The organism is Candidatus Brocadiaceae bacterium (assembly GCA_012728835.1).
In the GTDB taxonomy this organism is placed as follows: domain Bacteria; phylum Planctomycetota; class Brocadiia; order SM23-32; family SM23-32; genus JAAYEJ01.
In genome coordinates this window covers 50,869-75,502 of sequence record JAAYEJ010000069.1, presented here as the reverse complement: position 1 = coordinate 75,502, position 24,634 = coordinate 50,869, and the positions used below count along the sequence as shown (strand labels likewise).

Annotated in this window: 21 protein-coding genes; 12 read left to right on the top strand and 9 right to left on the bottom strand. The window is 70.2% G+C overall.

Going from position 1 to position 24,634, the window contains the following annotated elements:
* The first annotated feature begins 735 nt into the window (after positions 1 to 735).
* Positions 736 to 3,018, top strand: a complete 2,283-nt coding sequence (locus tag GXY85_11710; GenBank protein NLW51489.1) for a hypothetical protein — start codon at positions 736 to 738, stop codon at positions 3,016 to 3,018.
* Positions 3,019 to 3,070: 52 nt separating this feature from the next.
* Here GXY85_11710 and GXY85_11705 read toward each other — a convergent pair whose 3' ends face one another.
* Complete coding sequence (locus GXY85_11705) at positions 3,071 to 5,209, bottom strand: hypothetical protein (protein ID NLW51488.1); 2,139 nt, start codon at positions 5,207 to 5,209, stop codon at positions 3,071 to 3,073.
* A 246-nt stretch (positions 5,210 to 5,455) separates the two neighbouring features.
* Between GXY85_11705 and GXY85_11700 the strand changes: the two genes are divergently transcribed.
* Entirely contained in the window at positions 5,456 to 5,818 is a 363-nt protein-coding gene (locus GXY85_11700) for a ferredoxin (GenBank protein NLW51487.1), read from the top strand.
* Positions 5,819 to 5,833: 15 nt separating this feature from the next.
* Here GXY85_11700 and GXY85_11695 read toward each other — a convergent pair whose 3' ends face one another.
* The 8 genes from GXY85_11695 to GXY85_11660 form a co-directional block, all read right to left on the bottom strand.
* Positions 5,834 to 6,280, bottom strand: coding sequence for a hypothetical protein (locus GXY85_11695; GenBank protein ID NLW51486.1), 447 nt, complete (start codon positions 6,278 to 6,280; stop codon positions 5,834 to 5,836).
* Between the two features lie 137 nt (positions 6,281 to 6,417).
* A complete protein-coding gene (locus GXY85_11690) occupies positions 6,418 to 8,397 on the bottom strand; it encodes a PAS domain-containing protein (GenBank protein ID NLW51485.1) in 1,980 nt (659 codons plus the stop codon).
* Positions 8,398 to 8,573: 176 nt separating this feature from the next.
* Positions 8,574 to 10,160 (bottom strand): hypothetical protein, encoded by a 1,587-nt coding sequence (locus GXY85_11685; protein NLW51484.1) that lies wholly within the window; start codon positions 10,158 to 10,160, stop codon positions 8,574 to 8,576.
* A gap of 64 nt (positions 10,161 to 10,224) precedes the next feature.
* Positions 10,225 to 10,344, bottom strand: coding sequence for a 50S ribosomal protein L34 (locus tag GXY85_11680; protein ID NLW51483.1), 120 nt, complete (start codon positions 10,342 to 10,344; stop codon positions 10,225 to 10,227).
* Positions 10,345 to 10,455: 111 nt separating this feature from the next.
* Complete coding sequence (locus GXY85_11675) at positions 10,456 to 10,848, bottom strand: hypothetical protein (protein NLW51482.1); 393 nt, start codon at positions 10,846 to 10,848, stop codon at positions 10,456 to 10,458.
* Positions 10,849 to 11,002: 154 nt separating this feature from the next.
* Positions 11,003 to 12,667: a hypothetical protein gene (locus GXY85_11670; GenBank protein ID NLW51481.1), complete on the bottom strand. Its 1,665-nt coding sequence runs from the start codon at positions 12,665 to 12,667 to the stop codon at positions 11,003 to 11,005.
* A gap of 85 nt (positions 12,668 to 12,752) precedes the next feature.
* Positions 12,753 to 14,222 (bottom strand): hypothetical protein, encoded by a 1,470-nt coding sequence (locus tag GXY85_11665; GenBank protein ID NLW51480.1) that lies wholly within the window; start codon positions 14,220 to 14,222, stop codon positions 12,753 to 12,755.
* 551 nt (positions 14,223 to 14,773) lie between these two features.
* Complete coding sequence (locus GXY85_11660) at positions 14,774 to 15,427, bottom strand: response regulator transcription factor (GenBank protein NLW51479.1); 654 nt, start codon at positions 15,425 to 15,427, stop codon at positions 14,774 to 14,776.
* Positions 15,428 to 15,679: 252 nt separating this feature from the next.
* Between GXY85_11660 and GXY85_11655 the strand changes: the two genes are divergently transcribed.
* The 10 genes from GXY85_11655 (at position 15,680) to GXY85_11610 (ending at position 24,634) form a co-directional block, all read left to right on the top strand.
* Positions 15,680 to 16,084, top strand: a complete 405-nt coding sequence (locus GXY85_11655; GenBank protein NLW51478.1) for a hypothetical protein — start codon at positions 15,680 to 15,682, stop codon at positions 16,082 to 16,084.
* 62 nt (positions 16,085 to 16,146) lie between these two features.
* A complete protein-coding gene (locus GXY85_11650; protein ID NLW51477.1) occupies positions 16,147 to 16,596 on the top strand; it encodes a response regulator transcription factor in 450 nt (149 codons plus the stop codon).
* Between the two features lie 171 nt (positions 16,597 to 16,767).
* The gene (locus GXY85_11645; GenBank protein NLW51476.1) at positions 16,768 to 17,199 is read left to right on the top strand and encodes a response regulator transcription factor; all 432 of its coding nucleotides are present in this window, start codon (positions 16,768 to 16,770) and stop codon (positions 17,197 to 17,199) included.
* Between the two features lie 52 nt (positions 17,200 to 17,251).
* Positions 17,252 to 18,925, top strand: coding sequence for a PAS domain S-box protein (locus GXY85_11640; protein NLW51475.1), 1,674 nt, complete (start codon positions 17,252 to 17,254; stop codon positions 18,923 to 18,925).
* Entirely contained in the window at positions 18,922 to 19,308 is a 387-nt protein-coding gene (locus tag GXY85_11635) for a response regulator transcription factor (protein ID NLW51474.1), read from the top strand. The genes GXY85_11640 and GXY85_11635 overlap by 4 nt, the downstream gene beginning before the upstream one ends.
* Before the next feature lie 100 nt (positions 19,309 to 19,408).
* Positions 19,409 to 20,731, top strand: a complete 1,323-nt coding sequence (locus GXY85_11630) for a YcjX family protein (GenBank protein ID NLW51473.1) — start codon at positions 19,409 to 19,411, stop codon at positions 20,729 to 20,731.
* Positions 20,728 to 21,852: a DUF697 domain-containing protein gene (locus tag GXY85_11625; GenBank protein NLW51472.1), complete on the top strand. Its 1,125-nt coding sequence runs from the start codon at positions 20,728 to 20,730 to the stop codon at positions 21,850 to 21,852. Before GXY85_11630 ends, GXY85_11625 begins: the two co-directional genes overlap by 4 nt.
* A 178-nt stretch (positions 21,853 to 22,030) precedes the next feature.
* A complete protein-coding gene (gene efp, locus GXY85_11620; protein ID NLW51471.1) occupies positions 22,031 to 22,600 on the top strand; it encodes an elongation factor P in 570 nt (189 codons plus the stop codon).
* Positions 22,601 to 22,766: 166 nt separating this feature from the next.
* Complete coding sequence (locus GXY85_11615) at positions 22,767 to 23,531, top strand: ChbG/HpnK family deacetylase (GenBank protein NLW51470.1); 765 nt, start codon at positions 22,767 to 22,769, stop codon at positions 23,529 to 23,531.
* A 347-nt stretch (positions 23,532 to 23,878) separates the two neighbouring features.
* On the top strand, positions 23,879 to 24,634 hold the full coding sequence (locus GXY85_11610) for an MBL fold metallo-hydrolase (protein NLW51469.1): 756 nt from the start codon (positions 23,879 to 23,881) through the stop codon (positions 24,632 to 24,634).

The window sequence follows — 24,634 nt, the reverse complement described above, 5'->3', positions numbered from 1 at the left end:
GCGTAGCGCCGGCCTCCGGCCGGCTGTGGGGCGGGCGTCTCGCCCGCCCGCCGTTCTTCAATGAACGTTCACACCAGCCTGCCGGAGGCGAGACGCCTCCGGCACTGCCGGCGAGACGCCGGCGCTACGCCGTGCCGACGGTCACGTCCCGGTTCGCTCGAATCCCACTCGGCGCCCCGAACACACGCAAGCCGCCGCGTCGCGTAGCGCCAGCCTCCGGCCGGCTGTGGGGCGGGCGTCTCACGTAGCGCCGGCCTCCGGCCGGCTGTGGGGCGGGCGTCTCGCGTAGCGCCGGCCTCCGGCCGGCTGTGGGGCGGGCGTCTCGCCCGCCCGTCGTTCTTCGATGAACGTTCGCATCAGGCTGCCGGAGGCGAGACGCCTCCGGCACGGCCGGCGAGACGCCGGCGCTACGCCGCCGCCGCACGGTTGACCGGGACCCGTGAACGGCTGCCCCGAAAGATCCAGGGCTCAAGGTGAGAAGCATGGTATAAGTATGGTAGGAAGATGCTGTGAACCAGGAGCAGAGGCAGGCGAAAAATGAGACGCGCCCAAGGGAATCAGGAACGGCAGCCGTGGGCTCTGTGCTCCCGGGGCGGGAGGCGGCTTGCAGCAATGCTTGCAGTCCTCCTGTGCCTCGTCTCGGAACGCCCGGCGGTCACAGCCGGCCCGCCGCCCGCACCTCCACTTGCGGGCGGGGCGACGAAGCTCGAGTTCGTCCGAGGAATGTCGGAGGCCATGGGTCTGGACGAGGAGGGCACTGTCTGGAAAATCTTCATGGGCAGGTTGTTTTGCTGGACCGGGGAGAGGTTCCGGCAAGTGGGGGAACAGGACAAGACATTCGTGAGCCTCATCGGCGGGCCGGACCGCGGCCTGTACGCCATTGAACGAGCGCAGATGGCCCCAACGGCGGCGTTGTACAGGCTCAGGAATGGCGCAGCACGATTTGAGTGCAACTTCAGCGTGGGAAGGACAGGCGCGAGGCCGGCTGCACACGTCTCCCGCTCAGGCCGTCTCTTCACCTGGGGAGACGGCTTTCTGGCCTGCCGATTGGCTGATGGGTGGAAGCGCATCAGGGCGAGGTTGTCCGTGACGGATACGCTGGTTTTTGACGTTGGTGACGAAGTCTACTTCTGCCATGCCAGTTCCCTCTACTGCGCGGATGCGTCCAATGCTCTCAGCAAGCGGGACCGTTTGTTCTGGAGCCCGGCCTCGGCCAAAGGTGTCCTATGGGCAGGCAGACGCGTTGTTCTGTTCGCGGTAGGTAGCCCCGATCTGTTCGCTTTTGACCTCTTGACCGGCAGGAGGATCACTCTGGTCAAAGCGTTTCTTTCTGACAGGGACATACGGTTCTACGACGCGCTTGCTCTGAGAAACGGCGACGTTCTTCTCATAGGAGCCAAGGCAGACGCGCCCGGCTTCGGGTTCTTCCGCCTCTCGACCGACGGACGTCTGGAAAAAATCGCCGAAGCGGACAGCGTGCGGTGGGCCAGGGGTCTATATATGGACGGTCCCGGACGCTGCCTTGAAACGCCGGCAGGAGAAATCGTCTTCATTCTGCCGCGTCAAGGGATCGGCGTGTTCCGGGACGGTGCCATCTCTCTCTGGCGTTGGCAGTATGGACTCGATACGGGTTCTCGGCAACTGCATGAGGCGCCGGACGGAAGCATCTGGTTTGCGCTCTCTTTAAAGGTAGCCAAGCTGACGCTGGGATCGGGGCCACCTCCCCTGTCACCGCTGACTGCAGTCTGGGAGGAGTTTGCCCTCCAAGGCGGCAATGTGTGGCAGACAGCACCGGGCGAGGTCGCCATGTTCCGCAAAGACCGCCCCCATGACCTATCGCGCTGGAACGGCCGTGAATGGCGGCATCAGAGGGTGCCTTTTGACACAACCAGGGTCGGCCGCCAATCGGCAGTGGACGATCGCGGCCATGTGTTGTTGGCCGAGGCGCGCCCGGCCGCCGTCTTCGATGTCGGACCGGATTCCGTCCGGCAGTTCGATACGATGCAGAGCCTTCTTGAGGAAGCGGTGAGAGAGGGAGCACGCGATTTCTCACTCGTCGACGGTTTCCGGGGAATCGTTGTCACGTCCGACGGTCGTATCTGGCTTGAGGATCGAGGGAACCTGCACCTCTACGATGGAGAGCGGTGGCGGATGCCGTGGGTTCCAAGCCACGTCACTGGCCTGCAGATGTGCCGGGGACTGGGGATGATGATCCGGGGATACTACGCGGACTCATGGTATCTCGCAGAGGGCGAAGAGGTCGTTGAGATGCCTCGTCCCCGGGAGGATGAGCGACAGAAGCTCATGCTGACCGAGAACGGCCTCTGGCCGTACGAGCGCGAGTTCCTGGACGAACACAGCGGCTACTGCTTCCCCGTCATCAAGGAAGGCCGTCTGTATACGCTCTTCCTGCGCCGTGACGAGTTCGAGACCGCCCTGAAGACCGGATCGGTTCCGCAGACAGCCGCCACTGTCCAGTTCGGCTCGCGGTTGCGCCGAATGAAGCGCACGCTGTCGGGCGGCATGTGGCTCATGGGAACCGGACAATACATCATGGGCGAGACTGCGCACCGGTTCCGGCCCTCAACGCCCCTGCCGCCGGAACTGCTCGACGTGGACATTCAGGAAGACGGGGCCGGCAGCCTGTGGTTCTATACATCAAAGCCCGACCCTACGGCATTTCGCTACAAGCTCCCGCACATCGCCATCAGCGGGCCGGACGGCACCGGCCCTGTGAGCCCGGAATGGGCGTTCGACATCCGTGTGGATCCGGATCCACTGCCGGAGGGAGTTGAGCTTTTTCAGCGGCTCAATGAGGGGCCCTGGCAACACGTTGGCCGGGAACAGCGCCGATGCAGCTTCCTCTTCCCCGCCGGCGGACGGCACAGATGCGAGATTGCCGCCTTTGAGTATGGTGCACGCACCCCGGGCGGGCTGACACTCGAGGTCGATGCCCGGGGGGGAACGCAGGATGCCTCACAACCTGAGGCAGAACCGACTACCGGCCGGACGGAATGAAGCCCTGACCAGGCTCGAAGGACGTTGAGCGCATCCTGCGGCGGATTCGCCCCTACAACACGCCGTCGAGCCAGGCGAAGAACCGGTCGAAGTCCGACTGGTGGAAGCGGTTGTAGACCTCCGGCGTCTCGTGCGTGAGGCCGCGGCCCGGCGGCGCATCGCCCCAGGCCGGCGACGCGCGCTCCACGCACGCCCTCACGTCCTCGACGTCCGCATCCCGGTCGTAGACCGGAGAGCTGATCAGGCACGGGCGCGGCGCGATCATCGACAGCACGTCGTCGAAGTCGAACGGCAGTTCGCCTTCGCGACCCCGGTAGAGGCCCAGCCGGGGCTGCGTGTTGTAGAGTTCCCACCACCGCCGGATGCCGCCCGTGCCCTTCTCGTCCGTGTCGGTGCGCAACGGCGTGAAGCCGCAGAACGTCGCGACGCCCGCAATGCGCGCGTCCAGAGCGGCCGCGTAGAGCGCCACCATCCCGCCGATCGAGTAGCCGAGGCAGAACAGGCGGTCGGTATCCAGATCGGGAATGGGCGCCGTGTAGTCCGGCGAGACCGAGTAGTCGAAGCGGCCATCGCCCCGGCGCACGAAGTCGACGGCGGCCTGCACGTCGGCCACCATGCGCCCCAGCTTCGACCAGCGCGGGAAGCGCGCGTAGAACGACGTGCCCTCGCGGATGCGGCGCCCGAACCCCACCATGTCAAACCCGAAGCAGGCGACGCCCCGGCGTGCGAGCTGGATGAAGATCGGCTCGGCGGTGCCGTCCCCGGCGTAGTGGCCCCGGTAGCCCTTGGGGTAGCAGAGCGGATGCAGCCAGATCACCACCGGCGGCCGGCCCCGGACCTCGGCCGGCACGTAGAGGTCGCCGGACAGGTAGTCGCCGAACTGCACGGGCACGCGCCGCACCTCGGGGGGCGTGTGCAGGCGCGCCAGCATCAGCGCGTCGTGGTCCGTCTCCTTGCCATAGCCCATGCCCCACCCGACCGCCCGGGGCGGCGCCTCGCCCAGGCTCCATTCCACCGCCGCACGGGGCTCGGACGGCGCCTCCGGGATCTCGCCCGCCGCCGCGCGCCACGCGTCCCAGTCGAAGTCGTAGAGGAACTCGTCGGGGAACTCCCGCGCGCCGCGCCCGAAGGCCCGATCGAACCAGTCGAAGTAGCTCTGCAGGTCCTCCGAGTTCGTCTCATGGCTGCCGGGCCGATAGCGGATCTTCACGGCGTCCGCATTCCCGAGCAGCTCGTACACGGGCCGCACCGCGCGCAGTGCCCGCTCGACGGCGAACGAGGACTCGCAGCCGTCGTTGACGGCCGTCGAGAGCAGGCAGTGGCGCGGCGCAATGAGCGCCAGGCAGGAGTGCGCGTCGACCGGCAGCTTGTTCTCGCGCCCCGTGAAGAAGCGCATGCGCGGGTGGAACCAGTGCCGCTGCCCGCGCGTGACGTGCTCCAGGCTGCAGACCAGACCCGTCTCGGAGTGGAACCGGTACGGCGCGCTGCACGGGTCCCCCGCACTGCTGGCCACCACGGCGGTGATGCGCTCGTCGATCGCGGCGGCGATCAGCGCCTGCTTGCCGTTGCGCGAATGCCCGGTGATGCACACCTTGTCCCGGTCCACCTCGTCCAGCGTGAACAGGTAATCGATGGCTCTGGACGCCAGCCACGCCCGCCGCGCGATCGCCGCCCAGTCGCAGTCCGGATACGCGTCGACGAACACCGCCGACTGATCGGTGCCGTCGGCCGCCGGATAGACGCACGAGAGGTAGCCGCGCGAGACGCCCAGCATCGCCCAGGCGCGGTGATTCGACTGTGTGAGGAACACCGGGAACGGCCCCGGGCCGGCCGGGGTGAAGGTCTCGATCTCGATGGGCGTACGGGCGACGCTGACGGGCCGGCCGAACGAGACGGCGATCCGGCGGCGCACCATGCCGCGCCCGCGCTCCTCGGCCAGCACCCTCGCCCCGGACACGGCGGGCGCGACCTTCGGAAGCCGCCCCCACATGTAGTGCTCCAACAGCACCCGCAACTCCGCCCGGCGCTCCGGCCACTCGGACGGCGTCTGCACCGGCCGGCCGTCCCGGAACTCCAGCAGCGGCGGCAGATCGGGGATGGACGCCATATCCGCGAAGTGCGGCGGCCCCTCGCCCGTCCGCTTGCGCCACTCCTCAAACCAGTCCAGCGACACGCCCAGCGCCCTGTCCATGGCCCGTCCTCTCGCCGGCGGCCTCGACGGCCGCCACCACCACCACGCGTCCCCGCTCCGGGAACGCCTCTCCGGCGGAGTCTACGGCCGCCCCGCCCCGCCGTCAAGCCTCTCTCCGAGGAGCCTGCCCGGGGGACGGGCGTTGAAATGGGCGGGCGGTGGCCATAGAGTTGTGATGGTGCGTTGCCGGCGCGGCCCCGTGTGGGGACGGCCGCCCGCGGCGGGCGCAGCGTACGGGGTCACACGATGACGAAGGCAACCGGGACGGACGGCAACCTGAGCCGGCGCGGCTTTCTGATCGCCGCCGGCGCGGCGGCCCTGGCGCTGGGCGGCCTGCGCCATCTGCACGAGGCGCGCCGAACGACAGGCAACCCAGCCGCCCGGCCGCCGGCCGATCCGGAAACGCCCTCCCCCGCACGCCTGCGTGCACAGGTGACTGATGCCTGCTTCGGCTGCGGCCTGTGCGTCCGGCTCTGCCCGGAGGTGTTCGCCATGGACGGCGGCCGCGCACGGACCATCGTCCCGACCGTCCCGCCCGATGCCGAGGAACGGTGCCGCGAAGCAGCGGACCGCTGCCCCGCCGGCGCCATCCTGATCGCCGACGGCTGAGTTCCCGGCCGACGCCTAATCGCGCCCGCCCCGGCCCGGCTTCTTGCCGGCGCCCTTGCCGCCCCCCCCGCCGTCGTCGTCATGGCCGCCGTGGCCGTCCCCGTGGCCGTCCCCGTGGCCGTCCCCGTCATCGTCGCGGTGCTTCTTCGCACGCCGCAATGCCTTCAGGCGCAGGGCGCGCTCGTGCTTCAACTCCTTGCGTCGCAACTCCATCGCGCGTCGCCACTCCTGCTCGCGGCGGAGTTCGGCAAGGCGCCATTCGTGTTCGGCCTTCGACTCCTTGGGACGCAGGTCCCCGAGCCGGTGTCCGCCGTGGTCCTTATGCATTCCCCAGGTCCAGCCGGGTCCGGAAGGCGGGTGCTTCGGTGGCTTCACCACAACGCGCCCGTGCGTGTATTCGCACGACAGCGACACCGCACCCGTCACCAGGACCGCCACAAGCAAGGCCACACGTCTCCGCATCGCCGCCTCCTTCTGCTGAAACAGCCGCCGGCGCGACCCGTTCCCCGGTTCGCCCATCCCCATCGGTCAGTATGGCACCGGCATCGACATCGGTCAAGGCGCAACGGAAACGCACGCGGTCGCGGCCACCCACGGCCCTATTGGGACGCCGACGCGGAGGTCCCGCCGGCGCCCCCGCGCACGGGCCGTGCGGTGTCGCGGGCGGGCACCGAGAGCATGATGCGGGTGCCGTTTCCGGGCGCAGTCCGGATCTCCGTCGTGCCGCCGACGTGCGCCAGGCGCTCCTGGATGCTGAACAGGCCGAAGGTCATCTGGTCGGAGCCTCGGCGCCGGACCTCGTCCAGGTCGAATCCCTTCCCCTGGTCGCAGACGCAGACCCGGATGCAGCCGTCCGGAGCCAGGGCCAGGGAGACCTCGGCCTCGGCCACGCCCCCGTGCTTGACCGCGTTGAACAGCAGCTCGCGGACACACTCAAACAGAAGGGCCCGGACGTCGTGGGTCGCGGGTTCGGCGTCGCACTCGCCCCCCAACCGGACGGTCAACTGATGCTGCTCCTGCATGCGGTCGGCCAGCCAGCGGAGGGCGGCGGCCAGGCCGTCTTCACGCAGCACGGGCGGGCTCAGGTCCACGGCCAGCGAACGGCAGGCGTCGATGGCCTCCTGCAGGATGTCCGTGATCATCTGGGCGGTGGCGCGGACGCGTTCGGGGCGGCGGTCGTCCTTGATCCATGCGGCCTGCATGCGCGCAGCGGCCAGGAGCTGCTGGACGTGGTCGTGGAGGACCCGGGCGAGGCGCTCGCGCTCATCGCGCTCGACGCGCCGCAGTCGGCTGGCCAGTGCACGCAGGCGGTCCGCCTGTTCGCGCACTTCGGCCGTCCGTTCGGCAACGCGCCGCTCCAGGGACGCGTTCAGGTCGAGCAGCTCCGCCTCGGCCCGTTTGCGCCGACTGATCTCGCTGAAGATGATGGCGTACTGATCCGGGGCAGGCCGATAGGCATAGAGTTCAAACCAGCGGTCCAGATTGCTGAAGTAGCTCTCCACATGGGCGGGCCGGCCCGTCTCAGCGACGACGCGGCAGATCTGGAGCCAGTCCTGCGCGGCGCCCGGCAGCACGTCCTGCATGCGCCTGCCGATCACATCGGCCGCTCTGAGCCCCATGAGACGCTCGAACGCCGGGTTGACCTCCAGGAAGCGGCACTCGCGCGCGTCGCCCTGTTCACCGTCGGCCATCTCCTGCAGGACGAAGCCCTCGGCCATGCTGTCGAACAGCCGGCGGTAGCGCTCTTCGCTCTCGTGCAGCCGGCGGTACATGAGGTCGTAGGGACGGCTCATCCCCGTGACGATGACCGCCCGGTAGATTAGGTAGAACGACACGATCTTCAGAAAGTGGCCCACCTGGTTGAAGAACCCGTACGGGTCCTGGTACAGGGTGAACGAGATCTCCGAGACGATCGTGACCAGGATCGACGCCACCAGCAGCCGGCGTACGCCCGGGTCGAAGGCATCGCGACGACGATGGAGCAGCACGGCGGTGCCGGCCAGGACGGCGCAGATGACATACTCGGCGGCGATCTTGAACGGCGTCGGGCCCACACCCTCGGCGAAGCACTCGGGGAAGACGCCCCGGACGACCAGCACCAGCAGAGAGCCCGCAACGACCGCGTAGGCCAGAAGGACCAGTCGGGGCCGGAGGCGCACGTTCAGCACCAGCGGCGCGAGCAGCAGCGAGCCGGCCTCCAGACCGCGCGCAGCGATCCAGAGCTGAGTGGCCGGATTGGCGCCCTGATCCGGGAAGATCGCCATGCCCCGGTAGGCCAGGGTGTGGATCAGATCCAGGCCGGCCACGAACAGGTAGGCGACGCCGAGCAGCAGCAGGCACGCGTTCTCCAGGATGTGCCGCGCGTTCCACGCCAGCATGAAGACGGCGCAGGCCACGGCGATGGCGAAGCCCTCGGCCAGCGTGTGGAACAGCAGGTAGTTGTACCGGCCGGCAGCGTGCAGCCCGGCCAGCAGGGTCAGGCCGGCCAACATGGGCAGGATCAGCGCCGGACGGCTCCGCCCGCCGGCGCTCGGACCCTGTTCCGTCGTCGCGCATTCGGCCATGGCTTCGGGGCACATGATCCCAAGAGTGTCTCGAACCCTTTCAGTATACGGCCTTGGGGTCTCGGGCGATAGCCCAAAGATGCCGGGGGCATGAACCCGCGGTACCCGGCACAACGGGGGGGGAGCGCGCGGCGTCCGCGCACCATCGCGAAGCACCCCGCCACTCGGACGAAGGGGAACCCGCCGACCCGTCATTCCGCCGCCGGCAGCGCCTCGGCCCGGTCCTGGGCGGGGATGGCGGCGAGGGCCTCGCCGGCGGCGCGCGCCTCGCCGGTGGCGAGGGCCTCGCCGGTGGCGAGGGCCTCGCCGGTGGCGAGGTCGACGTCCGCGCCGACGGCCGGCCACGGCCTGGCGCCCCAGGACTCCGGCGGCCCGCTCAGGTAGAGCGACGCGGGCAGCGGCAGACCGGCGGGCACATCGCCCCACTCAAGGCGGCCCTGCACCAGGTTCGCACCGACGAAGCAGTCTTTCGAATCGTCCTGGACGCGGATCGCACCCCGCAGGACGGTATTGCCCAGCACCGTGGTGCGGTGGGAGCTGTCGCGCACGTGGATCGCGCCGTATGCCCGGTGCGGCTGGGCCTCCACGCGGTTGCGGAGGAACGTGTTGAGCGGTCCGGCCGGCCCCCAATGGTCGCCCACGAACGGCTGCTGGACCACGTTGCCCTCGAACAGGTTCATGTAGGCGTAGTGGCCGTGCACGCTGATGTCGCACATCTGGTGCTCGAAAGAGTAGTTGTAGGAGAAGACGTTCCCGTTGGCGCCGCACTGCACGATCATGGAGTGACGCAGGTGCCGGAAGATGTTGTCCGTCACCAGCCAGTCGGTCGCCGAACGGCTCAGGCTCACGCCGTAGCCGTGCCCCCCGCCTCCGTAGTTCCATGCGTGATGGATGTAGCATCCGGACACGGTGACGAACCGCGAGCGCGAACCGGCCACGTGCGCGCTGCAGGCATGGTCAAGCTCGCAGTCTCTCACCCAGCAGTCGACCGCCTCGCGGAGGCTCACGATGTAGCCGTCCCGCTGGTCCAGGCGCCGGATGTGGAGCCCCTCGATTCCGACGCCGGTCACGGGCTGCACGGCAAGCAGGCGGGGGCGGAACTCCTCCTCGTAGGTGAGCCGAAGCGGCACGTCGATCCGCACGCGCCGGCCGGCCACGCCCTCGACGCGCACCATCTGGCCCATGCTGTGGCGCGCCCACTCGACGTCCCATTCGGGCCTCGTGTAGAGCCGCTCGGGGTCGTTCTCCTGGAAGACCCAGACGGTCGTCCCCGGCTCGAGGCCCTGCACGGAGGCCAGTTCCAGCTCGCGGCTGCCGGCCCGGGCCCCGCCCAGGATGGGCCGGGCGTCGCCCTCCCCCTCCGCGCGGCCACGCACACTGAGGGCCGTCCCATAGCCGGGCTCGGGCAGGTCGAAAAGCAGGTGCGTCCGACCGGCGCCGGCACCGCGCAGCACCACGCCGCTGCGCAGGTTCAGGCCGGAGCGGAGCCTGTAGGTGCCGGGCGGCACATGGAGGGCACCCGGCGTCGGCAGGTCGGCAAGCGCCTTCCGGAACACAGGCGCATCGTCCGTCTCGCCGTCGGCGGCCGGCCCGTAGGCGGAAAGGTCCAGGACCACCGGTACGTCGGGCACGCCGCCCTCGACGCCCGCCCGCCATTCGACACGCCGGCCGGCCGGCAGAGCAGAGGCCCCGACGCCCTCCGTCGGCCGCGCGGCCGACATCAGGCATACCAGCAACACCGCGACAACCGCCACTCCGCCTGCTGCGGCAAAGTCCACGGGCGGCTCCTTCGCCGATGGGATGGGTTGTGCCGGCGAGGGCACCCGGGCGCCGTCCGGGGCTCTACTTGTGCCCGCGCCGCCGCCGGGCGATGAGGTTGCGCCCCGCCTTGGTCCGCCGGCGCCTCAGGAATCCTCCCATGCGCCGGCTCTTCGTCGTGCTCTTCCGGATCTTGATCTTCATCGGTCTCGTTCTCGTTCTGGCCCATGATCGTCAGGCACACGCCCGTCCTGCGGGCCCGGAAAGCCACCCATGGTATCCGCCCGGCCACGCGCTGTCGAATGCCCGATCCCGCTACAGACCCGAACCCGCCGGCCGAACCTGCACGACGTCGCCGGAGACGGTCGTGGTCATCGGGTTGTAGATCCCGCCGACCAGAGCCCACATGAGGGCGTTCGTGAAGCTCACCCCGTGCCTGATCCTGAGGTTGCGCACGCCCTGCCCCGCCGCGACGTGCCGCCCCACGAACCGCTCCATGTCCGCATCGGACGTGGGGATGAGGCCATAGAGGAAGTAGTGGTTCCACCTGGACTGCTCGAAGTGGTAGACCACCGACTCGGTCGCCGGGTCCGGCCTGGTCATCGACACGCCGTACGGCAGGTTCTCGGCGTGGAAGCTCGTCCGGAAGCATCCCGAGCACACACACAGCAACGCACACGCCACGGCCACCATTGCCAAGCGTTTCATCGCGCACCTCCTCACTCGACCAACCGGAGAACCCGGCACGGCCCGCTGCCCGCACGGGCACACGGCCCCGCTCCTTCGCCCATTCCGTAGGCAGGCGGCTGCCGCCGCCCTGCCTACGGCATTGTAGCGTCCCGCCCCCCGCCCCGCCAGTCGGTCAGTGCGAACGCCGCCGCAGATATCCGGGCACCCACCGCCGTCTCGCACGCGTGTCCTCTCCCGGCCGCACGGGCGGCACGTCCGGGCGGCCGCCCTGCTCCCCGGCCAGCCTGTAGACGGCGAAACCCGACGCCGCGCCGGCATGCACAAGGCCCAACCCGCCGGGCGGCCCCCGGCCGAGCAGGATCAGCCGCCCGTCCGACCGCCGCATCTCGTCGACCGCCTCCTCCAGCAGCCGGGCGTAGTCGGGGTCCGCACGGCCGGACCAGACGTGGGTCTCCGCCGGCCAGCCCCGGACGATCGTCTCGGCGCGGACGTAGAAGTCCTCCGGGTAGTCGCTGTAGATGGGATGGCGCGCCGCGAGGGCCTGGACGGAGCGGATCCGCTGCGGATCCCACCGCAAGGGCTGCTGTCGCGCTGTCTCGTATTCGCCTGCCGCGAACGCGACCGCGGCGACGACCTGCAGCGCGGCGATGGTCAGCCACCCCAGCAGGACGATCCCCCGCACAGGCCACGGGCTGACGCCCGGCAGCCACGCCGCCGACCACAGCCCCAGCAGGCCCACCACCCAGGCCGCATAGGCGGGCGCCAGGATGCGGTCGTCCAGGGGGGTCAGGCGGTCGAAGAACAAGAGGCTGACCAGGAGGAACCCGCAGTAGAGGAACCAGAACCAGACGTAGGCCCAGGGGAGCCGACCGAGACGTCGGCCGGCGGTCCCCTCGCCTCGCCGGAACACGAAGCGCACGGCCACACAGGCAGCCCCCAGGCAGAGCAGCGCCATCGGGATGAGCGACTGCCGCTCCCCCACCCAACCCGGGTGGAACTTCGGCACGGCCCACCCCGACACGGTGGCCAGACCGGCGAGGAAGGTCTTCGGGGAGATCGGGTTGAAAGCGAACGTCCTGTTCGTGGCCGTGCCCCCCGCCAGGAGGTTCCGGAGCAGCCAGAGCGCCGTGGGGAGCACGCTGAGGGACCCGAACGCCGCCGCCCGCCCCAGCCGCTTCCAGACGCCCCCCGGGCCGAAGACACAGAACACCAGGACGCCGGTCGCCACAAGCGGGGGGCCGGTCCAGCGGCACAGCAGCGCCAGCGCCGTCGCGGCGCATGCCGAAAGGAAGAACCGCCGCAGCGGCCTCTGCGTGTACGCGTGCAGCGAGATGAGCGCCGCCAGCAGAAGAGAGATGAACAGCGCCTCCGACCACACGGCCGTGTGGATGCGCAGCATGCACTGCGCGCCGGCCATCAGGAGCGCCGCCAGGCACGACAGCCGGCGGTTCCCCGCCACGCCGTAGACGGCCAGGGCAGCCAGCGCCGCGTTCGCGCCGAACAGCAGCGCGTTCAGCCAGCGGCTGACGGCCAGCACGTCCGCGCCGAGCCGGCCGACGGCCCCGAGGACCGCCGGATAGAGCGGCGGGAAGTGCACGAGCGGCCGGCCCGCGGGCGTGCCCCAGGGGATCGTCAGCCCCCGGCCCGCCGCCAGGTTCCGCGCCGCGCCCAGGTAGCTGGCCGAGTCGCGCGTGCAGTAGGGATGGACGGGCGTGAGTACCAGGACGACGACCACAGCGGCCAGGGCCAGGCCGACGACGACCAGGAGGGTCGCCGCGGTCGGTAGACGGGCGCGCCATGCGCCGGCCGCCGCCCCGGACACCCCTCCGTTCTCCATAGCGCCGTCCCTCCGAAGACGCCCGTCCGCCCGATGCGCAGCCCGGATCGGAAGGTCCCCACGCGGCAGGGGCGCACGCCCCGCCTCAGGCCAGCCGCCCGATCATCTCGCGCACCGTCCGCTCGTAGACCTCCTGCCACTCCGGAGCCAGCCTCGTCAGCGTGTCCTCGTAGGCATCCCCGCCGTACTCGTCGGCCGTGGGAGCATAGCCCAGGGAGCCGTTGGTGTAGGCCGCCAGATAGGTGTGCTCGAACGGCGACTGCGCCTTCACGTTCAGCCCCACCCGGCAGAATGCCTCGCCCGGGAATCCGGCCAGCACGAAGTCGCCGATGCGCATCACCGCCACGTGCGCGCGCAACGGGCCCTCCTCGCCCTCGTCGATCTGGCGCCGGATCAGGTCCATCCGGTTCCGCAGGCGGATCAGGCGCTCCATCCGCGCGATGGACTCCAGGTACTTGCCGATCCGCTGCCGGTTGGCGGCGTCCAGGTTCCGCAGGTCGCCGCGCCCGATCTTCTCCTCCTGCAGGTACAGGTAGGAGGCATACGCGGGGCCGTCCGGGTCCAGAAGGTGCTTCAGGTAGAGGGGCAGAAAGGTCTTGAAGTTGAGGCTGGACTCCCAGCCGTGCTCGCAGTTCACGCCGCTGAAGAACTGAAGAATCTCCTCCTGCTGGGCCTCCAGGGCCGCCAGCCGATCCCTCAGATCGGTCCGACGGGGCAGCTCGACGGTCTCGGCGAGCGCCTGCAGCCGGGCGTCGCTGCACATCACGGCTCGGCGAGCCGCCTCCAGAACGCTCAGCCCCAGCATCGTGCCCAGCCGCTCGGTGTGCGGCGGCGCATCCCAGTCCTTGTAGCGCACGGGCGTGACGTCGCCGGCCCCGCCCTGAACGAACAGGGCCACCGTTCCTTCGCCGCCCAAGCCGCCCTCGACGACGCGAGAGGCGAACCCGGGCAGGTCGGCCGTGACGCCGCCGTCCGCGACGCCCGCATACGGGTGGCAGGCGAAGTTGTAGAGCACGGCCAGCGTGCCGCCCTCCGCGCGGTCGACCCGCAGGAGGCCGATCTCCGGGTCCATCGGCCCCACGCCGGCCACGTCTTTGTCGGGCGGCGACGGGTTGGCGCGCCGGATCGTCCAGGCCGTTCCGTCCTGCAGCCGCACCCGGCGGTTCATCGTCACTCGGTCCTCGCGTCCCTTGCAGACGCCGAGCGTGACGGGGACCATGCCGTCGGCCGCCCGGCGCACGGCCCGGGCGATGCGCACGGCCACGTCGTCGGCGACCTGGCCGTGGGTGCGATGGTTGTGGGAGGCGTTGACCAGCAGGTTCTCGGGCGGCACCGACGCCTGTTCGGCCACCAGGCCGCGCACGGCGGCCATCAGCTCATCGGACGCGTTGCCCATGTCCAGTCCGACCACGGCCAGCCGGGTGCTCCCGTTGTCGAACACGACCGCTCTGGCGTGCAGCGCGTCATGCACGGCCGACGTCGGCTCGTCCTTCAGTATGCTCTCAACGGCTGCGCCCGCGCGCATCGGCCCCGTCCTCGGCAATCGATCGGTCATCGCACTCCCCATCCGGGAAAGACGCACGGCCTCCGGCCCGCCCGTCCATCCAACGGCACGGGCCCGGCACGGATTCTACCCGCGCCCCCCGCAGGGGTCAAACCCCGCCGCCGCACGGAGAACGAGCGGAAGGGCCACGCGAGGCACGGCCGAAGAGGACGGACGGAGAATGCCGTTCCCGGCATCCCGGCGGCCTGGCGTCACGCTCGTGGCCGTTGCCGTCTGGCGCGAGGAAGGAATGGAAGGCATGTGCGGGGAGGGCAGGCTGCCAGCGGGACGGAGCGGGCCTCTTCTGGTCGGCCCGCTCCATCCCGTGCGCGGCTCTTTGCGGCCACACGTGCTTGCGGCATGTCCACTGGTTCGGCTCACGTGGCAGTGGCCACGTCTCGGCGTGCCGCATCCGGCAGGCTCCCACGCTGGAAGCGGATGATACGCGGCAGGCGCAGGCCGCACAATCGGGGCGCTCCGCACTCCATGCCGGCAGAAACCTGACCGGGACTAAGGAAAAGGCGCAGCCGCGCGGGCCGGGCGGCCCGGGCGGCCCGACGCGCTCAGGTCTCCAGGGACGTCAGCCCCGCCCGGATGGCGTGCTTCGTGAGTTCGGCCACGTTGTCGACTCCGAGCTTCTTCATGATGTTCCGGCGGTGGGTCTCGACGGTCTTCGGGCTGACGTCCAGCTTGGATGCGATCGTCTTGGTATGCACACCCTCCGCGATCAGTTGCAGGATCTCGCGCTCGCGCGTGGTCAGTTTGGAGATGGTGCCGGGGCGGTCGCCGGGGCGGTGGCGTACGTATCGGTCCAGCACCAGGTCCGCCACGGCCGGGCTCAGGTACACCCGGCCCACGGCGACCTGGCGGATCGCCTCGACCAGTTGCTGCGGGTCGGCGTCCTTCATGACGAACCCGCTGGCGCCGGCCTCGAGCACCATGCCGACCAGTTGCCTGTCGGTGTGCATGGACAGCGGCAGGATGCGCGTGCGCGGCGACTCGGACAGGATGCGCCGGGTGGCATCGATCCCATTCAGGTCCGGCATGCTGATGTCCATGAGGACCACGTCGGGGGCGGTCCGCTCGACGAGTTCGAGCGCGGAGCGCCCGTCCTCGGCCTCGCCGACCACCTCGATGTCCGGCTCATCCGCCAGGATGGACCGCAGGCCCTTGCGCATCAACTGATGATCATCAACAAGCACGATCCGGATGGCCATCACGCCGCTCTCCAGGTTCGGGCGTCGGGGACTCCCAGGTCTCGTGCACAGCCCTCCTCCTGTCCAAGAAACCGCCACTATCCTACCCGTCCGCGGCGAGATGTCAAGTTCTGGCCCGGACCGGCCTGCGGTTTCGGGAGAACCGGCCTACGGTTTCCCCCGATTGAGGGAACCCGGCAATCGGTTATCTTCAATGCCCGGCGTGTGCCGGCTGTTCATGGGGGGGGGAGGGCCCGGCCGGGGGAGAGGACCATGGACAACCCGAGTCTGCTGCAGATGCTGAGCCGGATGTCGGAGGAGCTGCAGACGGAGATCGATTCGGCCGCCGCCCGCAGAGACCACCGGGCGGTCTGCCGGCTCAGAGCGCTCAAGGGAGTCGTCGACACCGTGTACATCCCCACGACCTGCCCCGCCGCCCTGCTGGTGGCTGCGGACGCCGCTCTGGCCGCCTACGACGGCGACGGCGAGGCGGCCTGGTATGCGCGCGCGCTCAGCGAGGCCGAGAGCACGCGCACGCGGCAGAGGCTGAGCGAGGCGGTGCGGCTACTGCGGCGGGCGCGCCTGTGGCCCTGGCGCGGCGAACCCGCCAACGAGGCCCTCCTTGCGGTGATCGGCCGGTCGAGCGAGGAACCCGGAGACTGGACACCGCCCTCCTGACGGATCAGGGAATGCCGTGAGCCGCCGGGACGCCGCCCGGCCATCAGCGGGAGAATGCATTCGTGGCCAGATCGGCAAGCGACTGCCGCCCTGACGGCAGCCCCACTCCCGGCTCGCCCGGCGCCGCCCCCGCGCACGCCGACCCCGCGCGGATCCGCATCCTGGTAGCCGACGATCACGCAACGGTGCGGCGTGGACTGGCCCGGATGCTGGCCGCAGAGGAGGACATCGAGGTGGTCGGCGAGGCGGCCGACGGCCGGGACGCCGTGGAATCCGCCCGGCGCCTCCGCCCCGAGGTGGTCCTGATGGACCTGTCGATGCCCCGGATGGACGGCATCGAGGCAACCTGCGTGATCACGGCCGAGATGCCCGAGGTGCGCGTGATCGGGTTCTCGATGCACGAGCCGCGCAGCGCGCGCGCCCGCATGCTCAGGGCGGGCGCAGCCGGCTTCGTCGCGAAGGACGGCGCCCCTCCCGAACTGCTGGCCATGATCCGCGGGACCCGAAGCTGACGCTGCGGCCCCTGCCCGAAACCCCCGCCGGAGGTTGACGCGGCACACCGAACCCCGTACGCTGATGAGGTCTGGATCCGAACGTGACGGGGGACGGCAACCGGCGCATCGACGCGTCTCCAGGTGGGGGGAACCGGGCTCGGCAAGCGCAACCGGCGTCGAACGAACGGGATGACGGAACACTCCCCGATCATCGTGCAGTGGGGTGACACGGTGGGAACGATAGAGGACGATCCCCGCCTGCGGGTGCTCCTGGTGGACGACCATGCCATGGTACGGTATGGGTTGACCCAGTTGTTCGCAGCGGAAGCCGACATCCGCGTGGTCGGCCAGGCGGCCGACGGCGCAGAGGGCGTCGAACTGACGCGCCGACTGAAGCCCGACGTGGTCCTGATGGACGTGGCCATGCCCGGGATGAACGGAATCGAGGCCGCCGACCGCATCAAGAAGGAGATGCCGCACGTGCGCGTCGTGGCCCTGTCCATGCACAACATGGACGACGTGCGCCGGCGCATGCTGGCCGCCGGCGCCGACGAGTATGTCAGGAAGACCTCTTCGCCGGAGCGGCTGCTGGCAGCAGTGCGAGGCCCCGAACGGAGGTGACTGCCGGGCGCACCGCCCCCAGGCACCGGGGCCGCCCGGCACGCGAGGCAAGATGACGATCGCAAGGCGTCTGACATTCGCGGCCCTGATCCCGATTGCCTTCGGCCTGCTGATCATCCTGACGGAGTCCGTGGGCGGCCCGCGGTGGCATGCGGCAGCGCTCGCCGCAGCGGCCGCCGTGCTGACGACGGTGGTCCTGGTCTCGACGAGCGGCGCGTCCCGACGCACCGAGGAGGCGCTGCAGAGTACCGAAGAAGAGGTGCGTCGCCTGGCCCGCTTCCCCGAGGAGAACCCCAACCCCGTCGTCCGGGTCGCACTGGACGGCACGGTGCTGTACCGGAACGCCGCCGCCGCCGGAACCCCTTCCTGGCGATGCGAGGCCGGCGGACGCCTGCCGCACGAGACGCTGGAGCGGCTGGCCGCCCAAGCCGTCGAGAGCAGCCGGGGCCTCGAGGAGGACGTCGAGCTGAACGGCGCCCACTTCGCCATCGCCGTCGTGCCCGTCCCGGAGGACGGCTACGTCAACTTCTACGGTCGCGACATCTCCGGCCGCAAAAGGATGGAGGAGGCCCTGCGGCACGCAAAGGACGAATGGGAGCGGACATTCGACACCGTGCCCGACCTCATCGCCATCCTCGACATGGAGCATCGGATCGTGCGCGTGAACCGCGCGATGGCGCGGCGCGCCGGCCTGTCCCCCGAGCAGTGCGCGGGGCGGCCCTGCTACGAGATCGTGCACGGCACCGACGGGCCACCCCCGTTCTGCCCCCTGGTGATGACCCGGCGGGACGGAGGCGAGCACACGGTCGAGGTCCACGAAGACCGGCTCGGCGGCGACTTCCTCGTGACGACCGTGCCGCTGACGGACGCCGGGGGCCACCGCGTCGGCGTCGTGCACCTGGCCCGCGACATCTCCGAGCGCAAGCAGGCCGAGGAGGCCCTGAGACGGTCGCACGACCAGCTCGAACGGCGCGTGGCCGAGCGCACGGCCGAACTGCAGCGCCTCGCGCGCGAGCTGACCAGGGCCGAGGAGCACGAACGTTACCGCATCGCCCAGGTGCTCCATGACGACCTCCAGCAGGTGCTCGCCTACGCCACGCTGCGCACCCACTGCCTGAAGCAGCCGGACAAGGCGGCGGAGCACCCGCAGGCGGCCCAGGACGTCATGGATGCCCTGTCGGCCGCGATCCGGACCTGCCGGAACATGAGCCACGACCTGCATCCGCACCGCACGCACGCGGCCGGCCTGCCCGCCGGACTGCTGCACGTGGCCGCGCAGGCCAGGGAGCGCTTCGCCCTGGACATCCGGACGGAGATCGACGAGCAGGCGGACGCCGAACTGCCCGAGGAACTGCGGCTGTTCGCCTTCCGCGCTGCGGCCGAACTCCTGTTCAACTGCGCCAAACACGCCGGAACGGGCCGCGCACTGCTGACGCTGGACGCCCGGGAGGACGAGGTCCGCGTGTCGGTCCGGGACGAAGGGGCGGGATTCGACCCGGCCGCCTACGATGTCGGCGGCGGCGCCGCCGAGAGCTTCGGCCTGAGCACGCTGGCCCGGCGCGCGCGCTTCCTGGGCGGGGAACTCCGGATCGACAGCGCGCCCGGGCGGGGCACCGGATGCCTCCTCCAACTGCCGCGCCGGCCGATTCCGGACAACCGGGAGCCGAATCCGGCGGGGGCTCCGGACGAACGCGTCGCACACGGGGGAAGGGCACAACGGCAATGACACAGGCAGGCGAGCAGGACAGGACGATCCGCGTGCTCCTCGTCGACGACCATGAGCTGACGCGCCGGGGGCTGGCGCTGCTGCTCGAATCGACGCCCGGCATCCGCGTCGTGGGCCAGGCGGGCGAGGCCGCACAGGGCATCGAACTGGCCCGCGATCTGAAGCCGGACGTGGTCATCATGGACGTGTCCATGCCCGGGGTGAGCGGGGTGGACGCCACCCGGGCGATCAAGGCGGAACGGCCGATCACGCGCGTGATCGGCCTGTCCATGCACGAGATGGACGGCGTGCGCCAGAGCATGCTGGGGGCCGGCGCCGACGACTACGTCACGAAGAGTGCGCCGCCGGAGGACCTGCTGGCCGCCATCCGACGGACGCCATGACCGGCACACGGACGGCAGCACCCCGGCCTCAAGACGGTTGACTCCGCCCGCCCCGGCCGCGTACGCTCACAGAGAACACCCACAGCGGGCGAACGCATCCATGAGAACACTGCGAGTGGCCGTGACGGGACTGCGGAGGGCCGGGAAGACGGTCTTCCTGACCTCCCTCATCAACCACCTGCTCGACGGCAGCGAAGAGACCCTTCCGGCCTTCCGCGACGAGGCCATCGCGTTCTCAGCCGCTCCCCTGCGGCGCAGGTCCGAGGCCACGCCGTTCCCCTACCTGCAGTACCTGGACCAGTTGCGCGGCGACAGCCCCTCCTGGCCCGCCCGCACGTCCGACGTCTCGGAGTTCCCCCTGGCCCTGACCGTGCGCAACCTGAAGAACCACCGCGCACGCACCGTGACCCTCGAGCTGGTGGACTACCCGGGCGAGCGCCTCCTGGACCTGCCGCTGGTGAGCATGGGCTACGAGGAGTGGTCCGACCAGGTGTCGGAAGAAGCCCGCGTGGGCCTGCGCAAGGAACTCAGCGCGCCGTGGCTCGAGACATGCGCCCAACTGCACCCCGGCGCCGACGACCGCCCCGCCGTCGAGCACTACGCCGACTACCTGCGGGACTGCCGCCGCGAAGGCCTCGGCTACCTGCAGCCGTCGGCCCTGCTCCTGGAGGCCGACGCCGTCGGGCAGGACCGCTTCCGCTTCTGTCCCCTGCCCGACGACGTCCGCCGACGGCTGCCCGAACTGGCGCGGGAATACGGGGTCCGCTACGGCCAGTACCTGCGCGGCTACGTGCGCCCGTTCTTCCGCAAGGCCGCGCGCTGCTCCCGCCAGATCGTGCTGGTCGACGTGCTGCACATCCTCCGCCGGGGCGTGCACTCCTACAACGACACACGGCGGGCGCTCCGCCGCATCCTGGACGCCTTCGGATACGCCGAACAGCGCCATCCCCTCTCGCCCCTGCGGATCATCGACATGTTCCAGACGCGGGTCGACCGGATGCTGTTCGTGGCCACGAAGGCGGACCAGTGCACCCGGGCCACCCGCGGCAACCTGCGCTACCTGCTGGAGGACCTGGTGGAGCCGAAGCGGCGGGAGCTGGCCGTCGGCCTGCCCAATGGCCGGCCCCGCGTCACGTTCTGCGCGGCCCACCGCTCCACCGAAGACGCGGCCAAGGAGTTCGAGGGCCGGCAGTTGAGCTGCCTGCGCGGCCGCCGGGCGGATCGACCGGCCGACAGGGACGGCCCCTGGTTCCCGGGGGAGATCCCGCCCGCCTGGCCGGACGACCAGTGGAACCCGGAGGAGAGCCAGTTCATCTTCCCGGACTTCCTGCCCGCACGCCTCCCCATGCGGGACGGCGCCACGGCGCCGCACATCAACCTGGACAAAGTCTTCTGGCATACGATCGAGGACATTGTGCCATGAACACCCGCATACCGGAAGACCTGAGCGACCTGCCCGACGTGCAGTCGGAGGAACTCGGGGCGGCCCCGCTGCCCCCCGCCGCGCCGGTGCCCGAGGACGTCGGCGACCTGCCCGATGCCCCGGAGCCTGCCCCCGGGGCGCCGCCCGCAGCGGAGGCGGCGCGCCGGAGCGGCGCCGTCGCCCGCACCGCCACCCTGGTGGCCCTCGCCGTCGTGGGGGTGGCGGCCGCCGTCGCCGTCGTGGAGATCCATGACCTCGTCCTGCGCGCCTACCGCATGAACGCCGTGCTCGGCGTGGTCACGGGCGTGCTCACGGCCGTGCTGGCCGGGCTGATCGGCCTTGTGGTGGCCCGGGAGGTGCGCGGCTACCTGCGGCTCAAGACGGTCGACGGGCTCCGCGGGGTCTTCCACGAGCTGGGGATGCGGCCACGGGACCCGGACGCCGACCGGGAGGTGCGCCGCGAGGTCCGCCAGTTCCTCGCGGCACTCGAGACCCCGCCGGAAGCGGAACTGTCCGTCCGGATCGAGCGGCTGCGCGAGCGGCTGGCCATCGCCGAGAGCACGGCGGAATGGGAGGAAGACATCGAGCGCATCCTCCTGCGTCCCATGGACGAGGAGGCCTACCAGGCCATCCGGCGGGAGGCCGTCAACGTGGCGGTCGCGACGGCGCTGTCGCCCTACGGGTTCCTGGACGCCCTCATCGCGCTCTGGCGCAACATCCGTCTCGTCGGTCGGATCGCCGCCATATACCGCCTCCGGGCCGGCCGGTACGGCACGTTCGTCATCCTCCGGCGCACCATCGCGGCCGCCGCGCTGGCCGACCTGGCCCACGAGGCTTCCTTGGCGCTCCTGGGCACAACGCGCTCGGTCACCTCGCTCATCGGCGCCCACGCCGCCCAGGGCGCCACCAACGCGCTCCTGACGATCCGCGTCGGGCTCAAGTGCCAGGAACAGTGCCGCCCCCTGGCCATGCCCGCCGCCCGCCGGCAGGGCATGATGAGGATGATGCTCAGCACCGTCAGGGGCTCGCTGGCCGCCATCGGAGGCCGCCGTCGCCGGGCGGACGACGAGCCGGACGCCGCCGATCCGGACGGGACGCCCGCAGCGGACCGCTCCGGGTGACCGCCCCTGCCGGCGCCTGCGCACGTTTCATTTGTCCGCCTCGGGGCGCCGCCGGTATACTGAACGCCTGTCGTCCACGCTTCCGACGCGAGCGGCCGTCTGCATAGGACGGGCGGACGCACCGCCGGCGGAAGCCCTTCCCCTGATCCGTCCGACGCTATCCCCACAGGAGCAAGCCGTGGAGGCATTCGGAAACGTGCGGCGCGGCGCGGTGGTCAAGATTGACAACGAACTGTTCGCCGTCATGAAGACGGAGTTCCGCAACCCGGGGAACTGGCGGGCCATCCTGCACCTGACGCTCAAGAGCCTGCGCTCCGGCGCCATCACCGACCGGCGCGTGCGCCCGCAGGACAAGGTCGAGGTGGCGTTCGTCGACACCAGGGAGGCGCAGTATCTCTACAGCGACGGCATGCACCACCACTTCATGTTCACGGACAACTTCGAGCAGGAGGCGTTCCCGGAGGAACTGCTCGGCGACGACGTCCTCTACCTCACCGCCGACTCCCGCGTGCAGGTCAAGATGCACGAGGGCCGCCCCATCGTCGTCGAACTGCCCACGTCCGTCCGCCACCGCATCACGGAGACCGAGCCGGGCCTCAAAGGCGCCACGGCCCAGGCCCAGTACAAGCCCGCCGTCACCGAGACGGGCCTGAAGATCAAGGTCCCGGCCTTCATCGACGTCGGCGAGATCGTCGAGATCGACACCCGTTCGGGCGAGTACCTCGGCCGCGCGGCCCACCATGGATAGCGCCGGGGGGGCCGGCACGGACACACACGGACGCACACGGACGGGCACGGACGGCGGGCGCAGCTTGTGCCGGCGGCACCCGCTGGCTATGATTGAGCCCGGGCGCTGCGGTCCGGTCTTGTGACCGCTCCCGCGCTCCCCCCTTCGTCCACATCGGGAGGCGGCCGTGAAGAGGCTTGTGATCAACAGCGACGATTTCGGCATGTGCCACTCCGCCAATGAGGGCATCCTGCGCGGGTTCCGCGAGGGCATCCTGACGCAGGCGTCGCTCATGGTGCCCTGCCCCTGGGCCGAGGAGGCGATGGCGATGGCCCGGCAGAATGGCCTGCCGGTCGGCGTTCACCTGACGGTCACGTGCGAGTGGGACAACTACCGCTGGCGCCCCCTCACGCACGCGCCGTCCCTCGTCAAGGACGACGGCACGTTTCCCCGCAGCGTCGAGGAAGTCGAGCAGAAGGCCGATCCCGCCGAACTCGAGGCGGAGTACGTCGCGCAGATCGAGCTGGTGCGCGCGCGCGGGATCGAACCATGCCACGTCGACATGCACATGCGTCCAGTCGACCTCGAAGTCACGGCCCGCCTGATCCGGCGCTACGGCGTGCGATGCCGCAGCAACATGGGACCAGCTTACGAGGACTGCGCCTTCCCGTTCACGACCAGGACCTCTCTGACCAACGATGCCCGCGCACAGAAGATGGACAAGACGGAGTGGCTGCGCCGCCACATCCAGAACCTGGGCGAAGGCGTCCACTTCGTCTGCTGTCACCTGGCCGAGAGCAGCCCCGAGCTGCGCTCCGTGTCCTCGACGGCATCCCCCTGGGCCGAACCCTACCGCCTGACGGACACCGAGGCGGTGTGCGCTCCCGGCCTGCGGGAGCTGTGCGAAGAGAACGGCGTGGAGTTGATATCCTGCGCGGACTTCCCGGACTGACGTCGCGCTTCGGAACGCCCGACGGGAGGCACGAGGAGATGGCTGTGGCCGGAGGGCATCTCATTCGGCAGGAGGAACTGGGCGCTGCCATCCGTCTGCCGAACGCCGCAGAAGGCGGGGGCGCGTGGCCGACTGGATTGACGCCGGCAACGTCCCCCCTCTCGCCGGACGGGACGCACCTCCTCCTCACCCGGCTTGGCCGATCCGCCCACCTCTACACGATCCCGGCCGATTGGCCGTGAGTGGCTCGGGGAACGCGTCCGAACGCACCTGGCCTTGACATGAGGGGCGTCCCGTGCGAGCCTCATGCGTCGCTCCATATCAGGCCGGAGGATGGGAGGTAGGCAATGCAGGTCCCCGAAGGCGTCATGGAACTGGTCGATGGCCTCTACCTGGTCACGGGCTATCCGTGCGATCCCCGGCCGATTCCCGATTACTCGGGCGCCTGCGTGTACCTGATTCGCGGCCGGGGCGGCGAATGCGTCCTCGTGGACTCGGGCTTCCGGCGCTACACGGATGCCGTCGTGGCGCTGATGGAGCCGCTGGGGGTGACGCCGGCCGACATCAGGCTCGTGGCCTACACGCACGGCCACGGCGATCATGCCGAGAGCTGCGAGTTCTTCCAGCAGCACGGGGCGACGGCGGCCATCCACGAGACGAACAGGAAGGCGGATTACTGGGGCCGCGCCACCGTGCCTGCGGATCGGTTCTTCCGCGAAGGCGACGTCCTGGAAGCCGCCGGGGTCCGCCTTGAGGCGTATCACACGCCCGGCCACACGCCGGACAGCAGTTCGTTCCTCCTCGAGATCTCGGGGCAGCGCGTGCTCTTCACGGGCGACATGACGGGCTGGTTCTTCCCCGCGCGGGGTTCGGATTACGAACAGATGGTCGCGTCGGTGGAGAAGGTCCGCAGGCTCGGGGCGGGCCTCGTCTGCGGCGGCCACTCGCTCTGCGGCGGCGACGTGGAGGACTACTGGGAGAGGATGTCCGAATCGCTCGGGGAAGGCATCTTCCAGATGGTTGACCACTACAAGGCCGCCGATCTCTGCGCACAGTCGGCCCGGGAGTTCCAGGCCCGGCAGCGCGCGAGGAACGCTTCCTGA

What these genes read in the sequence shown, in the direction of transcription:
- GXY85_11695 (NLW51486.1), bottom strand. Translation starts at nt 6,280, where the DNA reads ATGCGGAGACGTGTGGCCTTGCTTGTGGCGGTCCTGGTGACGGGTGCG.
- GXY85_11610 (NLW51469.1), top strand. Translation starts at nt 23,879, where the DNA reads ATGCAGGTCCCCGAAGGCGTCATGGAACTGGTCGATGGCCTCTACCTG.
- GXY85_11640 (NLW51475.1), top strand. Translation starts at nt 17,252, where the DNA reads ATGACGATCGCAAGGCGTCTGACATTCGCGGCCCTGATCCCGATTGCC.
- GXY85_11690 (NLW51485.1), bottom strand. Translation starts at nt 8,397, where the DNA reads ATGTGCCCCGAAGCCATGGCCGAATGCGCGACGACGGAACAGGGTCCG.
- GXY85_11645 (NLW51476.1), top strand. Translation starts at nt 16,768, where the DNA reads ATGACGGAACACTCCCCGATCATCGTGCAGTGGGGTGACACGGTGGGA.
- GXY85_11655 (NLW51478.1), top strand. Translation starts at nt 15,680, where the DNA reads ATGGACAACCCGAGTCTGCTGCAGATGCTGAGCCGGATGTCGGAGGAG.
- GXY85_11630 (NLW51473.1), top strand. Translation starts at nt 19,409, where the DNA reads ATGAGAACACTGCGAGTGGCCGTGACGGGACTGCGGAGGGCCGGGAAG.
- GXY85_11700 (NLW51487.1), top strand. Translation starts at nt 5,456, where the DNA reads ATGACGAAGGCAACCGGGACGGACGGCAACCTGAGCCGGCGCGGCTTT.
- GXY85_11670 (NLW51481.1), bottom strand. Translation starts at nt 12,667, where the DNA reads ATGGAGAACGGAGGGGTGTCCGGGGCGGCGGCCGGCGCATGGCGCGCC.
- GXY85_11680 (NLW51483.1), bottom strand. Translation starts at nt 10,344, where the DNA reads ATGAAGATCAAGATCCGGAAGAGCACGACGAAGAGCCGGCGCATGGGA.
- GXY85_11710 (NLW51489.1), top strand. Translation starts at nt 736, where the DNA reads ATGGGTCTGGACGAGGAGGGCACTGTCTGGAAAATCTTCATGGGCAGG.
- GXY85_11635 (NLW51474.1), top strand. Translation starts at nt 18,922, where the DNA reads ATGACACAGGCAGGCGAGCAGGACAGGACGATCCGCGTGCTCCTCGTC.
- GXY85_11705 (NLW51488.1), bottom strand. Translation starts at nt 5,209, where the DNA reads ATGGACAGGGCGCTGGGCGTGTCGCTGGACTGGTTTGAGGAGTGGCGC.
- GXY85_11625 (NLW51472.1), top strand. Translation starts at nt 20,728, where the DNA reads ATGAACACCCGCATACCGGAAGACCTGAGCGACCTGCCCGACGTGCAG.
- GXY85_11675 (NLW51482.1), bottom strand. Translation starts at nt 10,848, where the DNA reads ATGAAACGCTTGGCAATGGTGGCCGTGGCGTGTGCGTTGCTGTGTGTG.
- GXY85_11660 (NLW51479.1), bottom strand. Translation starts at nt 15,427, where the DNA reads ATGGCCATCCGGATCGTGCTTGTTGATGATCATCAGTTGATGCGCAAG.
- GXY85_11665 (NLW51480.1), bottom strand. Translation starts at nt 14,222, where the DNA reads ATGACCGATCGATTGCCGAGGACGGGGCCGATGCGCGCGGGCGCAGCC.